This is a genomic window from Acidovorax radicis (assembly GCF_020510705.1).
Lineage (GTDB): Bacteria > Pseudomonadota > Gammaproteobacteria > Burkholderiales > Burkholderiaceae_C > Acidovorax > Acidovorax radicis_A.
This window is the reverse complement of the sequence record NZ_CP075184.1, coordinates 2,509,944-2,525,680: the sequence shown is the minus strand read 5'-3', so window position 1 is coordinate 2,525,680 and position 15,737 is coordinate 2,509,944. Positions and strand designations below refer to the sequence as shown.

The 15,737-nt window shown below is 64.0% G+C and carries 14 protein-coding genes; 7 read left to right on the top strand and 7 right to left on the bottom strand.

Going from position 1 to position 15,737, the window contains the following annotated elements:
* Positions 1-355: 355 nt before the first annotated feature.
* Together KI609_RS11565 and KI609_RS11560 are read left to right on the top strand one after the other, a co-directional pair.
* Positions 356-2,200 (top strand): ABC transporter ATP-binding protein, encoded by a 1,845-nt coding sequence (locus KI609_RS11565; RefSeq protein ID WP_226443383.1) that lies wholly within the window; start codon positions 356-358, stop codon positions 2,198-2,200.
* Between the two features lie 141 nt (positions 2,201-2,341).
* Positions 2,342-2,725, top strand: coding sequence for a helix-turn-helix domain-containing protein (locus KI609_RS11560; RefSeq protein ID WP_226443382.1), 384 nt, complete (start codon positions 2,342-2,344; stop codon positions 2,723-2,725).
* 138 nt (positions 2,726-2,863) lie between these two features.
* On the opposite strand, the gene KI609_RS11555 is transcribed toward KI609_RS11560, so the two are convergent.
* Positions 2,864-3,862: a Bug family tripartite tricarboxylate transporter substrate binding protein gene (locus tag KI609_RS11555; RefSeq protein ID WP_226443381.1), complete on the bottom strand. Its 999-nt coding sequence runs from the start codon at positions 3,860-3,862 to the stop codon at positions 2,864-2,866.
* 131 nt (positions 3,863-3,993) lie between these two features.
* The gene (locus tag KI609_RS11550) at positions 3,994-5,091 is read right to left on the bottom strand and encodes a lactonase family protein (protein WP_226443380.1); all 1,098 of its coding nucleotides are present in this window, start codon (positions 5,089-5,091) and stop codon (positions 3,994-3,996) included.
* Positions 5,092-5,469: 378 nt separating this feature from the next.
* On the opposite strand from KI609_RS11550, the gene KI609_RS11545 reads away from it, so the two are divergent.
* The 4 genes from KI609_RS11545 (at position 5,470) to KI609_RS11530 (ending at position 9,199) form a co-directional block, all read left to right on the top strand.
* Complete coding sequence (locus KI609_RS11545; RefSeq protein WP_226443379.1) at positions 5,470-6,447, top strand: Bug family tripartite tricarboxylate transporter substrate binding protein; 978 nt, start codon at positions 5,470-5,472, stop codon at positions 6,445-6,447.
* Positions 6,448-6,587: 140 nt separating this feature from the next.
* Complete coding sequence (gene kdgD, locus KI609_RS11540; protein WP_226443378.1) at positions 6,588-7,499, top strand: 5-dehydro-4-deoxyglucarate dehydratase; 912 nt, start codon at positions 6,588-6,590, stop codon at positions 7,497-7,499.
* Between the two features lie 154 nt (positions 7,500-7,653).
* The gene (locus KI609_RS11535) at positions 7,654-8,118 is read left to right on the top strand and encodes a nuclear transport factor 2 family protein (protein WP_226443377.1); all 465 of its coding nucleotides are present in this window, start codon (positions 7,654-7,656) and stop codon (positions 8,116-8,118) included.
* 121 nt (positions 8,119-8,239) lie between these two features.
* The gene (locus tag KI609_RS11530; protein ID WP_226443376.1) at positions 8,240-9,199 is read left to right on the top strand and encodes a 2-hydroxyacid dehydrogenase; all 960 of its coding nucleotides are present in this window, start codon (positions 8,240-8,242) and stop codon (positions 9,197-9,199) included.
* A 121-nt stretch (positions 9,200-9,320) separates the two neighbouring features.
* On the opposite strand, the gene rlmH is transcribed toward KI609_RS11530, so the two are convergent.
* The 5 genes from rlmH to KI609_RS11505 all read right to left on the bottom strand — a co-directional run bounded on the left by rlmH (position 9,321) and on the right by KI609_RS11505 (position 13,973).
* Positions 9,321-9,788: a 23S rRNA (pseudouridine(1915)-N(3))-methyltransferase RlmH gene (gene rlmH, locus KI609_RS11525; protein ID WP_226443375.1), complete on the bottom strand. Its 468-nt coding sequence runs from the start codon at positions 9,786-9,788 to the stop codon at positions 9,321-9,323.
* A gap of 59 nt (positions 9,789-9,847) precedes the next feature.
* Positions 9,848-10,690 (bottom strand): ribosome silencing factor, encoded by an 843-nt coding sequence (rsfS, locus tag KI609_RS11520; protein WP_226443374.1) that lies wholly within the window; start codon positions 10,688-10,690, stop codon positions 9,848-9,850.
* Positions 10,691-10,872: 182 nt separating this feature from the next.
* Positions 10,873-11,844, bottom strand: coding sequence for an oxygen-dependent coproporphyrinogen oxidase (gene hemF, locus KI609_RS11515; RefSeq protein WP_226443373.1), 972 nt, complete (start codon positions 11,842-11,844; stop codon positions 10,873-10,875).
* Positions 11,844-13,139, bottom strand: coding sequence for a phosphoribosylamine--glycine ligase (purD, locus tag KI609_RS11510; protein ID WP_226443371.1), 1,296 nt, complete (start codon positions 13,137-13,139; stop codon positions 11,844-11,846). The genes hemF and purD overlap by 1 nt, the downstream gene beginning before the upstream one ends.
* Before the next feature lie 114 nt (positions 13,140-13,253).
* On the bottom strand, positions 13,254-13,973 hold the full coding sequence (locus tag KI609_RS11505; protein ID WP_226443369.1) for a YebC/PmpR family DNA-binding transcriptional regulator: 720 nt from the start codon (positions 13,971-13,973) through the stop codon (positions 13,254-13,256).
* Between the two features lie 88 nt (positions 13,974-14,061).
* Between KI609_RS11505 and KI609_RS11500 the strand changes: the two genes are divergently transcribed.
* Positions 14,062-15,597, top strand: coding sequence for a helicase HerA-like C-terminal domain-containing protein (locus tag KI609_RS11500; RefSeq protein ID WP_226443367.1), 1,536 nt, complete (start codon positions 14,062-14,064; stop codon positions 15,595-15,597).
* The last annotated feature ends 140 nt before the right edge of the window (positions 15,598-15,737 follow it).

Below are 15,737 nucleotides of genomic sequence, written 5' to 3'. Positions count from 1 at the left end.
GGATGCCGCGCTCGCCAGTGGCAAGAGGCCGCCAAACGCACCCAGAAACAGGGCGAAGCTATGGCGTCCGAGCCTGCCGCGATGGCGCTGTGTGAAAAGAGCCTGACCGAGTTTCTCTACCGCTTTTTGGCCAGGCAGCCCGGCGTGACATAGGTGCCGCGCATCACCGTGGTTGACAAGCCGTCGGCTTGAACCGCGCGCAGCCAGCGGGGTCGTCAAGCGCTGGTGCCTGCCGAATGCGGCTGGCCTCCCTCACCCTCTGCGAACACAACCCTTTGGCCACGGCGTGCATTGCCGCGCGCCGCACCAGCGCCGGATCACCCCACGTACCATCGGGGACCAAGGAGTTTTGATTTTGTTCCGATTTTTCGAAAACCGCCTGCCGCCCTACCCGCCCGCAGAGCCCCACCTTCCCCCGCGTGATTTCATGGCCTTTGTGTGGGATGGCACCCGTGGGCTGCGGGGTTATGTGGCGGCGATGGCCGGCTTGTCGGCGGCCATTGCCGTGTATGAGGCCCTGCTGTTTGCCGTGTTGGGCCGTGTGGTCGACTGGCTCTCGACCACCCCGCCCAGTGCACTGTGGGCCGGGCACAAGAGCGCGCTGATCGGCATCACTGCCTTGCTGCTAGCCTCGGTGGTGCTGGTGGTGGTGCAGACCAGCATCAAGCACCAGGTGCTGGCCATCAACTTTCCGCTGCGGCTGCGCTGGAACTTTCACCGCCTGATGTTGGGCCAGAGCATGGCGTTCTACGCCGACGAGTTCGCGGGCCGCATCACCACCAAGATCATGCAGACCGCGCTGGCCGTGCGCGACATGATCTTCACCACCACCGACGTGGTGATCGGCATGGGTATCTACCTGGTCACCATCCTGGTGCTGCTGGCGGGGTTTGACGCGCGGCTGCTGCTGCCGTTTGCCGCGTGGATGGTGGCCTATGGCCTGGCCTGCTGGTACTTTGTGCCGCGCCTGGGCAAGGTGGGCAAGGCGCAGGCCGATGCGCGCTCGGTCATGACCGGGCGCATCACCGATGCGTACACCAACATCGCCACCGTCAAGTTGTTCTCGCACACGCGGCGCGAGTCAGAATTTGCGCGCGCGGCCATGGACGCGTTCAAGCTCACGGGCTACGCGCAGATGCGGCTGGTGAGCCGGTTCGAGATCGTCAACCACATCCTCGTGGTGGCGATGATTCTGGGCGCCTGCGGCACCGCGCTGTGGCTGTGGTCAGCGGGTGAAGTGGGCGCCGGGGCTGTGGCCGCCGTCACCGCCATGACGCTGCGCGTGTCGGGCCACGCCCACTGGGTGATGTGGGAGATGACCACGCTGTTCGAGAGCGTGGGCACCATCCAGGACGGCATCAACACGCTGACCAAACCGCGCACGGTGGTCGACGCACCCGATGCCAAGCCGCTCAGCGTGACCCAGGGCGAGGTGCGCTTTGACAACATGACCTTTGCCTATGGCCAGGGTGCCAACGCGCGCCCGGTCATCGACCAGCTCAACCTGACCATCCGCCCGGGCGAGAAGATCGGGCTCATCGGCCGGTCGGGCGCGGGCAAATCCACCCTGGTCAACCTGTTGCTGCGCTTTCACGACGTGCAGTCGGGCCGCATCCTCATCGACGGACAGGACATTGCCCACGTCACACAAGACAGCCTGCGCCGCAACATCGGCATGGTCACGCAAGACACCTCGCTGCTGCACCGCTCCATGCGCGACAACATCCTGTACGGCCGCCCCGACGCGAGTGAGGCCGACCTGCACCAGGCGGCCGATCGCGCCGAGGCGGCAGACTTCATCGCCACGCTGACCGATCTGCAGGGCCGCACGGGGTACGACGCCCATGTGGGCGAGCGCGGCGTCAAGCTCTCGGGCGGCCAACGCCAGCGCGTGGCCATTGCGCGCGTGATGCTGAAAGACGCGCCCATCCTGCTGCTGGACGAAGCCACCAGTGCGCTCGACTCGGAGGTGGAAGCCGCCATCCAGCACAGCCTGGACGGCCTCATGCAGGGCAAAACCGTGATCGCCATTGCCCACCGCCTGTCCACCATTGCCGCCATGGACCGCCTCATCGTCATGGACGCGGGCCGCATTGTGGAAGAAGGCACCCATGCGCAACTGCTGGGCCAGGGGGGCGTGTATGCGCGGCTGTGGGGGCACCAGAGCGGCGGATTCCTGGGCGCGTCGGAGGAAGACTGAGTGCACGCGCCGCATCTCCCGCAGGCGATGCCCGCTCAACGCCGCAGATGAAATTTAAGTAAAAATGGGCTCTTACGCTTATGCAGAAAGCGCTAGCAGCTACACATTTGATAGTGAAACCTTCTTTTTCAAACACCACCCATGACTGCGCCTGAACAGCCCCTTGTGCCCATTCCGCCACGGGTCACACCCATGGCCCTGCCTACCCCCACGGGCGACCAGCTCAAGGCGGCCCGCGTGGCGGCCGGGCTCAGCCAGGCCCAGGCGGCCGAGCTGATGGGCTACCCGCTGCAAACTGGCAGCCGTGGCGGCGTGCAGTCGCGCACCTGGCAGGCGCTGGAGAGCCCCACCGACGAGCGCAACATGCAAAGCCCTGTGTTCGCCCTGTTTCTGCTGCTCACCGGCCAGCACCCAGGGTTTTGCCTGCTGCAGCGTACAGGTGGCGATCACGGTGCGGGTGGCGAGGGGGCCGAGGCCCCGTCTGCGCCCCCCGGCGATGCAACCGGCACGCGATTAGGCAAGTGATCCGGCACATGCACAGGCCCCCGGGCGAACGCATCCCGGCATAAAAAAGCGGGGTGGCCCGTGACAGCCACCCCGCTTTTTTGAGCAACCATGCAGCCGGCCACGGCCCCACCAGTGGCCGCGGCCCGCCGTGACGGCTCAGTCCACCTTGATGTTGGCGCCCTTGATGACCTGGGCCCATTTTTCCACTTCGGCCTTCTGGAAGGCGCCGATCTGCGCCACCGACAGATCGGCCGGCTCCATGCCAAAACCCTTCAGGCGGGTTTGCATGTCGGGCTGGGCCAGCACCTTGCGGATCTCGTCATGCAAACGCGTGACGATGGGCTTGGGCGTGTTCTTGGGCACAAAAATGGCCTGCCAAGACTGCACTTCAAAGTCCTTGAGTTCGGGCACACCCGACTCGGCCACCGTAGGCACGTCAGGCATGGACGCCAGGCGCTTGGCCGATGTGACCGCAATGGCGCGCAGCTTGCCGCTCTGGATGTGGGGGGCCGCCACCACGGTGGTGTCAAACATCATGTCCACCTGGCCGCTGATCACGTCCTGGATGGCGGGGCCGCTGCCCTTGTAAGGCACGTGGGTGAATTTGATGCCCGATTTGAAACCCAGCAGTTCCACCGCCAGATGCTGCGAGCTGCCAGTGCCGGCCGATGCAGACGACAAGCCGCCCTGTTTCGCCTTTGCGGCGGTGAGCACGTCCTTCAACGTTTTGTAGGGGCTGTTGGCAGAAACCACCAGCACAACCGGGTTGGTGCCGATCAGCGTCACGGGGTCGAACGATTTGATCGGGTCGTAGCCCAGCTTGGGATACAGGCTGATGTTAATGGCATGCGAGCTGACCGTGCCGCCCAGCAGCGTGTAGCCGTCGGGTGCCGAACGGGCGGCGGCTTCAGAGCCGATGCTGCCAGCCGCGCCGCCCTTGTTTTCAACAATCACGGTGGTGCCCAGGGCTGTGCCCAGTTGCTGCCCGATCAGGCGTGCCAGCGTGTCGGTGGTGCCCCCAGCGGCAAACGGCACCACGTAGCTGATGGTTTTGCCGGTGGGCCAGGTGCCCTGGGCGCTGGCGGGCAGGCCGATAAGCCCACTGGCGACGACGGCCGCGAGGGTGGCGGTGTGAATCAAGGTTCTGCGTTGCATGAGGATTGTCTCCAGGTAGTGTGTGAAAAAGGAGGGATCAGCGGACGGGGCAAGGCGACACAAAAAGCGAAAAGGGCACGGCCGAACCTGGCGCGAAACTTTGAACAGGTTCTTAGATCGTGAACACGTTCTTATGGCACCTCGACGATTTCGACCCAGTTGGGGTTTTTGCCTGCAGGAAAGCGCAACGGTGTGCCAGGGATGCCGGTAGCAGGGTCAATGGGGTGCAGCGACACGCTGTGCGACTCCTGGCCAGCGGCGATCAGGAAGCGGCCTGATGCATCGACGGCAAACCCACGCGGCGACTTTTCGGTTGGCACCTGGCCCAGAGGCTGCAGCTGGCCCGTGGTGGCATCGACGCGAAAGGTGCTGAGGGTGCTGGAGGTGCGTTCGGACGCATACAGCCAGCGGCCGTCGGGCGACAGGTGCAGGTCGGCCGCCCACGGCTTACCGGCAAAGTCGGCGGGCAAGGTGGTGGTGCGTTGCACAGCGCGCAGCGTGCCACGCTCTTTGTCGTAGTCCATCACCTGCAGCGCGGCGTCCAGCTCGTTCAGCAAATACAAATGGCGCTGGGCCTTGTCCCACACGAAGTGGCGGGGGCCGGACTTCTCAGGCGCCACAGCAGTCAGCGCAGGCTCGTGGGCGGTGAGCTTGCCAGTCTCGGCATCAAACCGCCAGGCCGAGAGGTTGTCGCCCCCCAGGCTGGTGGCAAACACATAGCGGTTGGCTGCGTCGGCATGGATGGCATGTGCGTTGGGCGCTGTGGGTATCAGTTGCTGCACCGCGCCCACCGCGCCGTCTTTGCCAATGGCATTGACCGTGATCTTGTGCCCGGGATAAGACGCCGCAAACAGCCAGCGGCCAGTGGCGTCGGTGTCGATATTGGCCATGCTGTCGGCCAGGGGGGCCTCACCGATCTTGCGCAGCTTGCCGCTGGCTGGGTCGATGGCCAGACTCAGAACCCGGAACGGCTGTGAGCGCAGCGCCACATACAACACACGTTGGTCGGGCGACAGCGCCATCGGCATGGCCTGCCCGCCCACCGGCACCGTCTGCACGGGCCTGAGCGTGGCTGCGCTGCGATCGAGCTCGAACACCGACACATCCTGGCTGTCGGCATTGGCCACATACACCCAGGTGGCAGCACCGGCGCCTGGCCCCGCGCACGCGGCGCCAAGGGCCAAGACCAACTGGGACGCTCGCAGGCGGGTGCGATGGGTAGCAATCATGGGGTTTTCCTTTGAAGCGAAGGGGGTATAGCGCCAAGGCAGGCCGGGTTGGGGGCGTGAATCGTTGGGGTTCCCGCTCGATGCACGCTGTATCGCCGTCAAGGCATCCAGCACGAATCAAACATTTTGTTATACGTCGTCATACAACATTGCTTGTATTTTGAGGGGAACGGCATGGTTCGTCATAAAGGGATTACCCCAATTTCAGAAGGCCCTCAAAGGCCATTTTTTCCTTTGAATCCGCCACCATCATTGTCAAAAACCTTAGCGTTAACCCTTGTTTTTGGCCATTCACCCACTGTCTTATGTCTGTTTTTGTTGAGTTGGAACAAATATAGTTGTACGATGACTAACAACACAACTTATCGGAGACACCCCATGCATTTGCAACGCCGCGCGATCCTCCTGGCCTGCACCGCCGCATTGGCAGCCACCACCACCGTCGCCACCGCGCAGCCTGCGGAGTGGCCGGCCAAGACTTTGCGTATTGTGGTGCCCTACCCGCCAGGCGGCAGCTCGGACATCATTGCGCGCTCCATCAGCCAGTCGCTGTCGGAACTGCTCAAACAAACCGTGATCGTCGAAAACAAGCCCGGAGCCAACGGCAACCTGGGCGCTGACTACGTGGCCAAGTCCGAGCCTGATGGCTACACCATGCTGCTGTGCGACGTGGGCGCGCTGGCCATCAGCCCCTCGGTCTACACCAAGCTGTCGTTCGACCCATCCAAGGACCTGCGCGGCGTGACGATGCTGGCCTATTCGCCCCACCTGCTGGTGGTGCACCCCTCAGTGCCGGTCAACAACCTCAAGGAACTGGTCGCATATTCCAAAAAGAACGACCTGAACTTTGCCGTGACCGCCACTGGCAGCGCCCCCCACTTGGCGGGCGTGGCGCTGGAGCGTGCCAGCGGCGCGCGCTGGCAATACATCCCCTACAAAGGCGGTGTCACGGCCATCCAGGACACGGTCGCCGGCCAGACACAGGTACTGATGAACGGCATGCTGGCCACGCTGCCGCAGGTGCAAAACGGCAAGCTCAAGGTGTTGGGCGTGTCCAAATCCACGCGCATGCCGCTGCTGGGTGACGTGCCCACCATCGCCGAGCAAGGGGTGCCCGGCTACGAATCCGGCACATGGCAGGGCATTTTGCTGCCGCGCGGCACACCTGAAGCCGTGGTGCAAAAGCTCAATAAGGCACTCATCACCGCCATCCGCGCACCGGAGCTGCGCTCGCGCCTTGCGGGCCAGGGCGCCGAAGTGGTGACGATGACGCCCACAGAGCAAGACCAGTTCTTCGCAAAGGAGCGCGCCCGCTGGGCCAGCGTGGTGTCGGCAGCCAAGATCCGGCTTGATTGAGAAGGTGTGAGCGAATCCACAACACCCTTGTGCCAGCCTGGCGGCACAGGGTGTGCTCCCGCCTTCTGACACCCCTCTTTTGTTTTCCGTTTCGTTTTTCTTTTGATCTTTTTCTTTTTTAGGCGGTTGCCGCTCACACCATGAATCCCCAAGAACTCAAGACCATCATGGGCTCCGGCCTGTTGTCTTTCCCCATCACCGACTTCGATGCCAACGGCGACTTCAACGAAAAAGGCTACCGGGGCCGCCTGGAATGGCTGACACCTTATGGCGCGTCGGCCCTGTTCGCTGCGGGCGGCACGGGTGAATACTTCTCCCTGGCCGGTGCCGAGTACAGCCAGGTTATCAAAACCGCCGTGGACACCTGCCGCGGCAAGGTGCCGATCATTGCCGGTGCTGGTGGCCCCACCCGCATGGCCATCGCCCATGCCCAAGAAGCCGAACGCCTGGGCGCCCACGGCATTCTGCTGTTGCCGCACTACCTGACCGAAGCCGGCCAGGAGGGTCTGATCGAACATGTGGCGCAGGTTTGCAACAGCGTGAAGTTCGGTGTCATCGTCTACAACCGTGACCGCACCAAACTCACCGCAAAATCGTTGGCCATTCTGGCCGAGCGTTGCCCCAACCTTGTCGGCTTCAAGGACGGCGTGGGCAACATCGAAACCATGTCTTCCATCTTCATGAAGATGGGTGACCGCTTTGCCTACCTGGGTGGCCTGCCGACCGCCGAGGTATATGCCGCCGCCTACAAGGCGCTGGGCACACCGGTGTACTCGTCGGCCGTGTTCAACTTCATCCCCAAGACTGCAATGCAGTTCTACGAAGCCGTGCGCACCGACGACACCGCTACGCAGCACCGGCTGCTCAAGGGCTTCTTCATGCCTTACCTGGACATCCGCAACCGGGTGGAAGGTTACGGCGTGAGCATCATCAAGGCAGGCGCCACCCTCGTCGGCCACAGCGCAGGCCCCGTGCGTGCGCCCCTGAGCGACCTCAAACCCTCCGAGATGGAAGAACTCAAGGCGCTGATCGACAAGCTCGGCCCACAGTAAGCAGCCCCAAGAGGCCTGGTGAACCAGGCCTCTTTTGCATTTCTGGCACCGTCACAGGCACCGTCATCCACGCTACACGCCGGGCCGTGCACTGGCGGGTGGTTTTTCTGCGGCACGCACACATCCATCACAGACAACAACGGAGACAGACAACATGTTCAAGCCATTCGTTCTCGCCACAGCCGCCGCTGCCGTGGCCATTGCAGCCCTGGCGGGCTGTGCAGCCAGCGCACCCAGCAGCGCCACGGCCTCGTCAGAGCAATCTGTCGCCGCCACCGCCGAGAAACTGCGCGTGGCCATGATCGACCCCACGCCCGCCGCATTGGCCCAGCTTGTCGCCGATGACCTGAGCTACGGCCACTCGGGTGGCAAGGTGGACAGCAAAGACAGCTTCATCGGCGACCTGGTCAGCGGCAAATCCGACTTTGTCACCATCGCCATCACCGACCAGACCATCAAGGTGGTGGGCAACACCGCCATCGTGCGACACACCCTCACGGCCGACACCAACGACTCGGGCAAGCCCGGCAAGGTGCAGATCAAGATTCTGGGCGTGTGGCAGCAGCAAAGCGCCCAATGGAAGCTGCTGGCCCGCCAAGCCGTGCGCGTCGCAACGTAATATCGTTGCGGACCACCTCTGCCTGACCTGGCCGCAGCAGCCCTCCCGGCTGTGCTGGCGGCAGGCACCGTCCGCTTTTCATGAGCGCCATGCCCAGGCGCCTTCATCCCGTCGCCATCCAATGACCCACCGCCCAAAGCCCCGCATCCTGCAGATCGCCCGCTTGCCCCTTCCTGCCCTCGAGACCGATCTGGCCGCCCGGTATGACGTGGTCTGCCTGTCCGACCAGACTGACCCGGCCGCCTTTTTGGCTGAGCATGGCGCAGGGTTTAGCGGCGTGGTCACTTCGGCGTCCATCGGCCTTCAGGGCTGGGTGATTGCCGCCCTGCCCAACCTGCAGGTGATCAGCAGTTTTGGCGTGGGCTTCGATGCGCTGGATATCGCGGCAGCACGCGCGCGCGGTGTGCAGATCGGCTACACGCCCGGGGTGCTCAATGACTGTGTGGCCGACATGGCATTTGCGTTGATGCTGGATGTGTCACGTGGCGTGGCCGCCAGCGACCGCTTTGTGCGCCGCGGCGAATGGCCCAAAGCCCGTTATGCACCGCAGACCAAGGTCAGCGGCAAACGCCTGGGCATTGTGGGCATGGGCCGCATCGGCCAGGCCGTGGCCGAACGGGCCAACGGGTTTCGCATGGAGGTGGGCTATCACAACCGCAGCCCCGCCGTCGGCACCACCTTCCAGTATTTCGACACGGTGGTCGATCTGGCCATGTGGGCGGATTACCTCATCCTTGCAGTGGCTGGCGGCCCTGCCACGCGCCACATGGTCAACAGCCAGGTGCTGCAAGCCCTGGGCCCACAGGGCTTTCTCATCAACGTGGCACGCGGCAGTGTGGTCGACGAGGCCGCTTTGATCGACGCACTCACCCACCGCCACATCGCGGGCGCAGGCCTCGATGTTTTTGAGGACGAGCCCAACGTACCCGCTGCGCTGATGGCCCTGGACAACGTCGTGCTGACGCCGCACACCGCAAGCGGCACCCATGACACGCGCCGCGCCATGGCGGACTTGGTGCTGGAAAACCTGCGCTCTTTCTACACCACGTGCACGGTGAGCGAGCCGGTGCCCGGCACTTGAGCGGAACAAAGCAGCGCATTCAAACGCTGCCACGCCGGGCAAAAAACCCGCATCCTGCGCGACGCAGTGCGGTGGCGCGCCTCGGCGCACACCCGTGCTTACCGGCCCCTTGTTTCCAGCATCACTCGCGGTGGTAGGGATGCCCGGCGTTCACGGACCACGCACGGTATAGCTGTTCAATGAGCAGCACACGCACCATGGCGTGTGGCAAGGTCAGATCGGACAAGCGGATGCGCTCGTGCGCGGCCTGGCGAAAGGCGGGGTCCAGGCCATCAGGGCCACCGATGACCAGCGCCACATCGTCGCCGCCCAGCTGCCAGCCCCGCAGCCGCTCGGCCAGGGCCTTGGTGGTGAGGTTGGTGCCGCGTTCGTCCAGCGCCACCACCCGCGTTCCGCGGGGGATGGCTGCCTCGATGCGCTCACGCTCGGCAGCGTAAAGCGTCTCCAGTGTCTTGGAGCCACGCGGCTCGGTTTTGACAGCCTTGAGCTCCACCTTGAGCTCGGGCGGGAAGCGTTTGGCGTAGTCGTCATACGCGGTCTGCGCCCAGTCGGGCACGCGCTGACCCACGGCCACGATCAGCAGCTTCATGGCGACTCAGGTGCTGTACACGTACGCGGATGCGGGTCGTCGATGGGCCGAGGCACCCATCACTTGCGGCCCGGTGCCCTCTTGGCTGCGGGCTTGGCGGCAGCACCACTGCGTGCCACTGCGGGCTTGGCACCCGTCTTGACGCCGGTCTTGGCAGCAGCAGCGGTCTTGCTGCGTGGGGCCGATGGCTTGACCACCACGGTCTTGATGGGGGCCTTGGTGGCTGCAGGCTTCTTGGCCGCAGTCGTCGGCTTGGCGGCTGTCTTGGCCGGTGTGGCTTTGGCTGCGCTGCTGCTTTTTGCTGGAGCCTTGGTCGGGGCCTTGGCAGGAGCTTTTGCGGCGGCCTTGGCTGCTGGTTTGGCAGCGGGGCGGGCAGCGGATTTGGCCGGCGCCGCCTTCTTTGCTGCAGCAGGGCGTGCCGATGCTCCACTCTTCGCGGCCGACTTCGCATCGGACTTGGCAGCCTTCTGGGCCGACTTCTTTTCTGCGAGCTCAGTGGCAGCGCTGGACACGGGCTTGGCGGCACCGAGCTTCAGTCGCACAGGCACTTCGCCCCAGAGCTCTTCCAGACGGTAGTACTGGCGGATGGCGGGCTGCATGATGTGCGCCACGGCGGCGCCACAGTCCACGATGATCCATTCGCCATTGTCTTCGCCTTCGATGCGTGGCTTCACAAAGCCTGCTTCGCGCACTGCGTCGCGCACGCTGGCGGCCAATGCCTTGGTCTGGCGATTGGAGGTGCCCGACGCCACGATGACCCGTTCAAACAGCGGCGAAAGATGCTCGGTGTTGAACACCTGGATGTCTTGCGCCTTGACGTCCTCCAGGCCATCGACGATGGCGCGCTGGAGTTTGGTAACGTCTTTTTTGGCGGCAGTTTCCGATTTGGAGGAGGTGGTCATCAGGCGGTGAAAGTGAAAGAAATGGAATCAATATAGCGCGCAACGGAGCACGCAGCCAGTGGGCAACGCCTTGGGAGTTGCGCATCAGCGCGGAGGCAGTTAGAGGTCGTTTTGGCCTCTTGCGCCGATGTAAAAAGCGCGGACAGCTACTGAAATTATAGCTTTTGCGCTTTTCAATGCGTTCAGGCTGTTGCGCCGGTGCCTTCGGCGAGCCAGTCGCGACGCACCAAAAACCGCTGCGTGAGGTCTGCTTCGGCCGAATCGGCAGCATCCGAGCGCTGGTAAGACCACGACACCAGCGGCGGCATCGACAGCAAGATCGACTCGGTGCGCCCACCCGACTGCAGGCCAAAGTGCGTGCCCCGGTCCCACACCAGGTTGAACTCGACATAACGGCCCCGGCGGTAGAGCTGGAAGTCGCGTTCGCGCTCACCGTAGGGCGTGGCTTGGCGGCGCTCGACGATGGGCAGGTACGCGCCTAAAAAGGCATCGCCCACCGACTGCGTCATCGCCAAGCTTTGCTCAAAGCCCAGCTCCGAGAAGTCGTCATAAAACACTCCGCCCACGCCACGCTGTTCATTGCGGTGCTTGAGGAAGAAGTATTCGTCGCACCATTGTTTGAAGCGCGGGTACTTGTCGTCGCCAAAGTTGCCGAGCGCATCACGGCAAGTGCGGTGAAAGTGCATCGCATCCTCTTCAAACCCGTAGTACGGCGTGAGGTCCATGCCACCGCCAAACCAGCAGGTCGGCGCCTGGCCAGGGTGACCGGCGGCAATCATGCGCACGTTCATGTGCACGGTGGGCACGTAGGGATTGCGCGGGTGGAACACCAGCGAAACGCCCATGGCCTCAAACGGTGCGCCTGCCAGCTCAGGTCGGTGCTGCGTGGCCGAGGGCGGCAGCTGCGGGCCGCGCACATGGCTGAAGCCGCAACCCGCGCGCTCGAACACGCGGCCGCCTTCCATGATCTTGGTGATGCCGTCGCCCTGCAGTGGTTCGCCGGGCGGCTTGCTCCAGGCGTCGGCCAGAAAGCGAGCTCCGCTCTCGCCTTCCACGGCTTCGAGTGCATCGGTGATGCGTGCCTGCAGGCCCTGCAGGTAGCTACGCACACGGGTCACTGTGTCCGCGGCATTCAAGTTGTGAGCGCCGGACATCAGCTTTTGAGGGCGCGAAAGCCAATGTCGTGGCGGTACTGGGCGCCGTCAAAGTGAATGCCGCGCGCCACATCGTACGCACGTTGCTGCGCCTGCTTGACGCTGTCGGCCAGCACCGTCACGCACAGCACGCGGCCGCCCGTTACGCTGACCACACCATCCTTGAGCTGCGTGCCGGCATGGAACACCACGGCATCGTCCGCCTCGGCAGGCAAGCCGGTGATGGCATCGCCCTTGCGCGGGTTCTCAGGGTAGCCGTGAGCAGCCATCACCACGCCCAGCGCGGTGCGGCGGTCCCATTGCAGTTCCATCTGGTCGAGCTTGCCGTCGGCGGCGGCGGTCATCACATCGCAGAAGTCGCTTTTGAGGCGCATCAGGATAGGCTGCGTTTCAGGGTCGCCCATGCGGCAGTTGAATTCGAGCGTCTTGGGGTGGCCCTTGGCGTCGATCATCAGGCCCGCATACAGGAAGCCGGTGTAGGGAATGCCATCCTTTTCCATGCCACGGATGGTGGGCAGGATGATTTCGCGCATGGCGCGGGCATGCACATCGGCCGTGACCACCGGTGCGGGCGAATACGCGCCCATGCCGCCGGTGTTGGGGCCTTCGTCGCCGTCCTTGAGGCGCTTGTGGTCCTGGCTGGTGGCCAGCGCCAGCACGTTCTTGCCGTCGCACAGCACGATGAAGGAGGCTTCCTCGCCTTCGAGGAACTCCTCGATCACCACACGCGGCTCTGCCTTGCCGTCTGCGCCTTCGTTGTGCGTCACGCCGTATTTGTTGTCCACCAGCATGAAGTCCACGGCATCGTGGGCCTCCTGCAGTGTCATGGCCACGACCACGCCCTTGCCCGCCGCCAGGCCGTCGGCCTTGATGACGATGGGGGCGCCGAGGCGGTCCACGAACGCGTGGGCTGCAACGGGGTCGGTGAACGTGTCGTAGTCGGCCGTGGGGATGCCATGGCGGCGCATGAAGGCCTTGGAAAACGCCTTGGAGCTTTCGAGCTGGGCGGCCGCCTTGGTGGGGCCAAAGATGCGCAGGCCGTTGGCACGGAATTCATCGACCACACCGGCGGCCAGTGGGGCTTCGGGGCCCACCACCGTCAGGCCGATCTTCTCGGCCTGGGCCCACACGCGCAACTCGCGCACGTCGGAGATCGCCACGTTGTCGAGCTTGGGGCTCAAGGCCGTGCCACCGTTGCCGGGGGCCACAAACACCTTGGTCACCTTGGGGGATTGGCTCAGTTTCCACGCCATCGCGTGTTCACGGCCGCCGCCACCAATCACAAGTACTTTCATAGGAACCTTTGGTGAACCCGGCCCGCAGCGCAATGCTGGTGGGCGGGGTTCCGGGAAATATCAGTCGGAATACAAGTCAGTGCAAGAAAAAAGCGGCGACCCACTTGCACACGGTCAGAGCGCAGCGTTGTGATAGACCTCTTGGGTGTCGTCCAGATCTTCCAGCACGTCCAGCAGCTTTTGCATCTTGGCGGCGTCGTCGCCCGTCAGTTCGATGGTGTTTTCGGGCCGCATGGTGACGCCCGCGACCTCGGCCGTCAGGCCTGCGGCCTCCAGCGCATTTTTCACGGATTCAAAGTCGGCTGGGGCGGTCAGCACTTCGACCGCGCCATCTTCGTCGGTCACCACATCTTCGGCGCCTGCCTCCAAGGCGACTTCCATCACCTTGTCTTCGCTGGTGCCCGGGGCAAAAATCAGCTGGCCAAAGTGCTTGAACTGGAACACCACCGAGCCTTCGGTGCCCATGTTGCCACCGTGTTTGCTGAACGCGTGGCGCACCTCAGCCACGGTGCGCACGCGGTTGTCGGTCATGGTGTCGATCATGATGGCGGCGCCACCAATGCCGTAGCCTTCGTAGCGGATTTCCTCGTAGGTCAGGCCTTCGGCGTTGCCCGTGGCCTTGTCGATGTTGTACTTGATGCGGTCGGCGGGCATATTGGCCGCCTTGGCCTTGTCCACCGCCAGACGCAGGCGAGGGTTGGCCGACAGATCGCCACCACCCGAACGGGCAGCGACAGTGATTTCACGAATGATGCGGGTCCAGATCTTGCCGCGTTTTTCATCCTGGCGCCCTTTGCGGTGCTGGATATTCGCCCATTTACTGTGTCCTGCCACGGGAAGTCCTTTTGTACTTGGTGTATTGATTTAATCTACCCAATGGATTTTACTTTTTGCTGAACCCGTACCCCCGAGGAAACCCCAAATGGCCGAACCCCTGCTGATTGCCAAGCACGACACCATCGAATGCCACCTGCTGCCAGGCCTGGCCAACCGCCACGGGCTCATCACCGGCGCTACCGGTACGGGCAAGACCGTGACCCTGCAGACCTTGGCCGAGAACTTCTCACGCATTGGCGTGCCGGTGTTCATGGCCGATGTGAAGGGCGACCTCACCGGCGCCAGCCAGCCCGGCAAGATCGGTGACAAGCTGGCTGCCGTGCTCAAAGAGCGTGGCCTTCCCCTGCCCGCCCCCCTGGCCTGCCCCACCACGCTGTGGGACGTGTTTGGCGAACAAGGCCACCCGGTGCGTGCCACGGTGTCGGACATGGGCCCGCTGCTACTGGGCCGCATGCTCAACCTGAACGAGACGCAGCTGGGCGTGCTCAACCTGGTGTTCAAGATCGCCGACGACAACGGCATGCTGCTGCTGGACCTGAAAGACCTGCGTGCCATGCTGCAGTACGTGGGCGACAACGCCAAAGACTTCACCACCGAATACGGCAACGTCAGCGCCGCCAGCGTGGGCGCCATCCAGCGCGGGCTGCTGCAGATCGAGCAACAGGGCGGCACGCAGTTCTTTGGCGAGCCCATGCTCAACATCCAGGACTTCATGCAGACCGTGGACGGTCACGGCGTGGTCAACATCCTGGCGGCCGACAAGCTCATGAACTCGCCGCGCCTGTACGCCACGTTTTTGCTGTGGATGCTGTCCGAGCTGTTCGAGCAACTGCCCGAAATCGGCGACCCCGAGCAGCCCAAGCTGGTGTTCTTCTTCGACGAGGCCCACCTGCTGTTCAACGAGGCGCCCAAGGTGCTGGTAGAGCGCATCGAGCTGGTGGTGCGCCTGGTGCGCTCCAAGGGCGTGGGCGTGTACTTTGTGACGCAGAACCCGCTCGACATCCCCGACAGCGTGCTGGCCCAGTTGGGCAACCGCGTGCAGCACGCGCTGCGCGCCTTCACCCCGCGCGACCAGAAGGCCGTGAAGGCCACGGCCACCACCATGCGGCAAAAGCCGGGCCTCGACATCGAAACCGCCATCACCGAGCTGGCCGTGGGCGAGGCGCTGGTGAGTTTTCTGGACGCCAAGGGCCGCCCCAGCGTGACCGAGCGCGTATTTGTGCTGCCACCGGGCAGCCAGCTCGGCCCCATCACGCCGCAGCAGCGCCAGGCGCTGATGGCCAGCTCGCTGGTCGCGGGCGTGTACGAAAAGGTGGTGGACCGCGAGTCGGCCTACGAAAAACTCAAGGGCCGCGCGGCTGATGCGGGCGAGCAGACGGGCAACGCTGCGGGCGGCAGCAATGGCAAGGTCGCCACCGGGGCGCCCGCCGAAGAAGGTGGCGGCCTGCTGGGCGGTCTGAATGACGTGCTGTTTGGCAGCACCGGCCCACGCGGCGGCAAGCGCGACGGCCTGGCGCAGACCATGGCCAAGTCGGCCGTGCGCACCATGGGCACGTCGCTGGGCAAGGAAATACTGCGCGGGGTGCTGGGCAGCATCTTCGGCGGCAGCAAACGCCGCTGATCACCGTCCACCCGGTCGATGGTTGCGGAGGGGACGGACTACCAAAACACCGCCCCGCCTTGCTGCCCCCACGAAAAGCGCGCAAAGGCCCACCCAAAGCCCCGATTGTCGCCCCTCCCAACCTTGCAGAGTTACCCCGT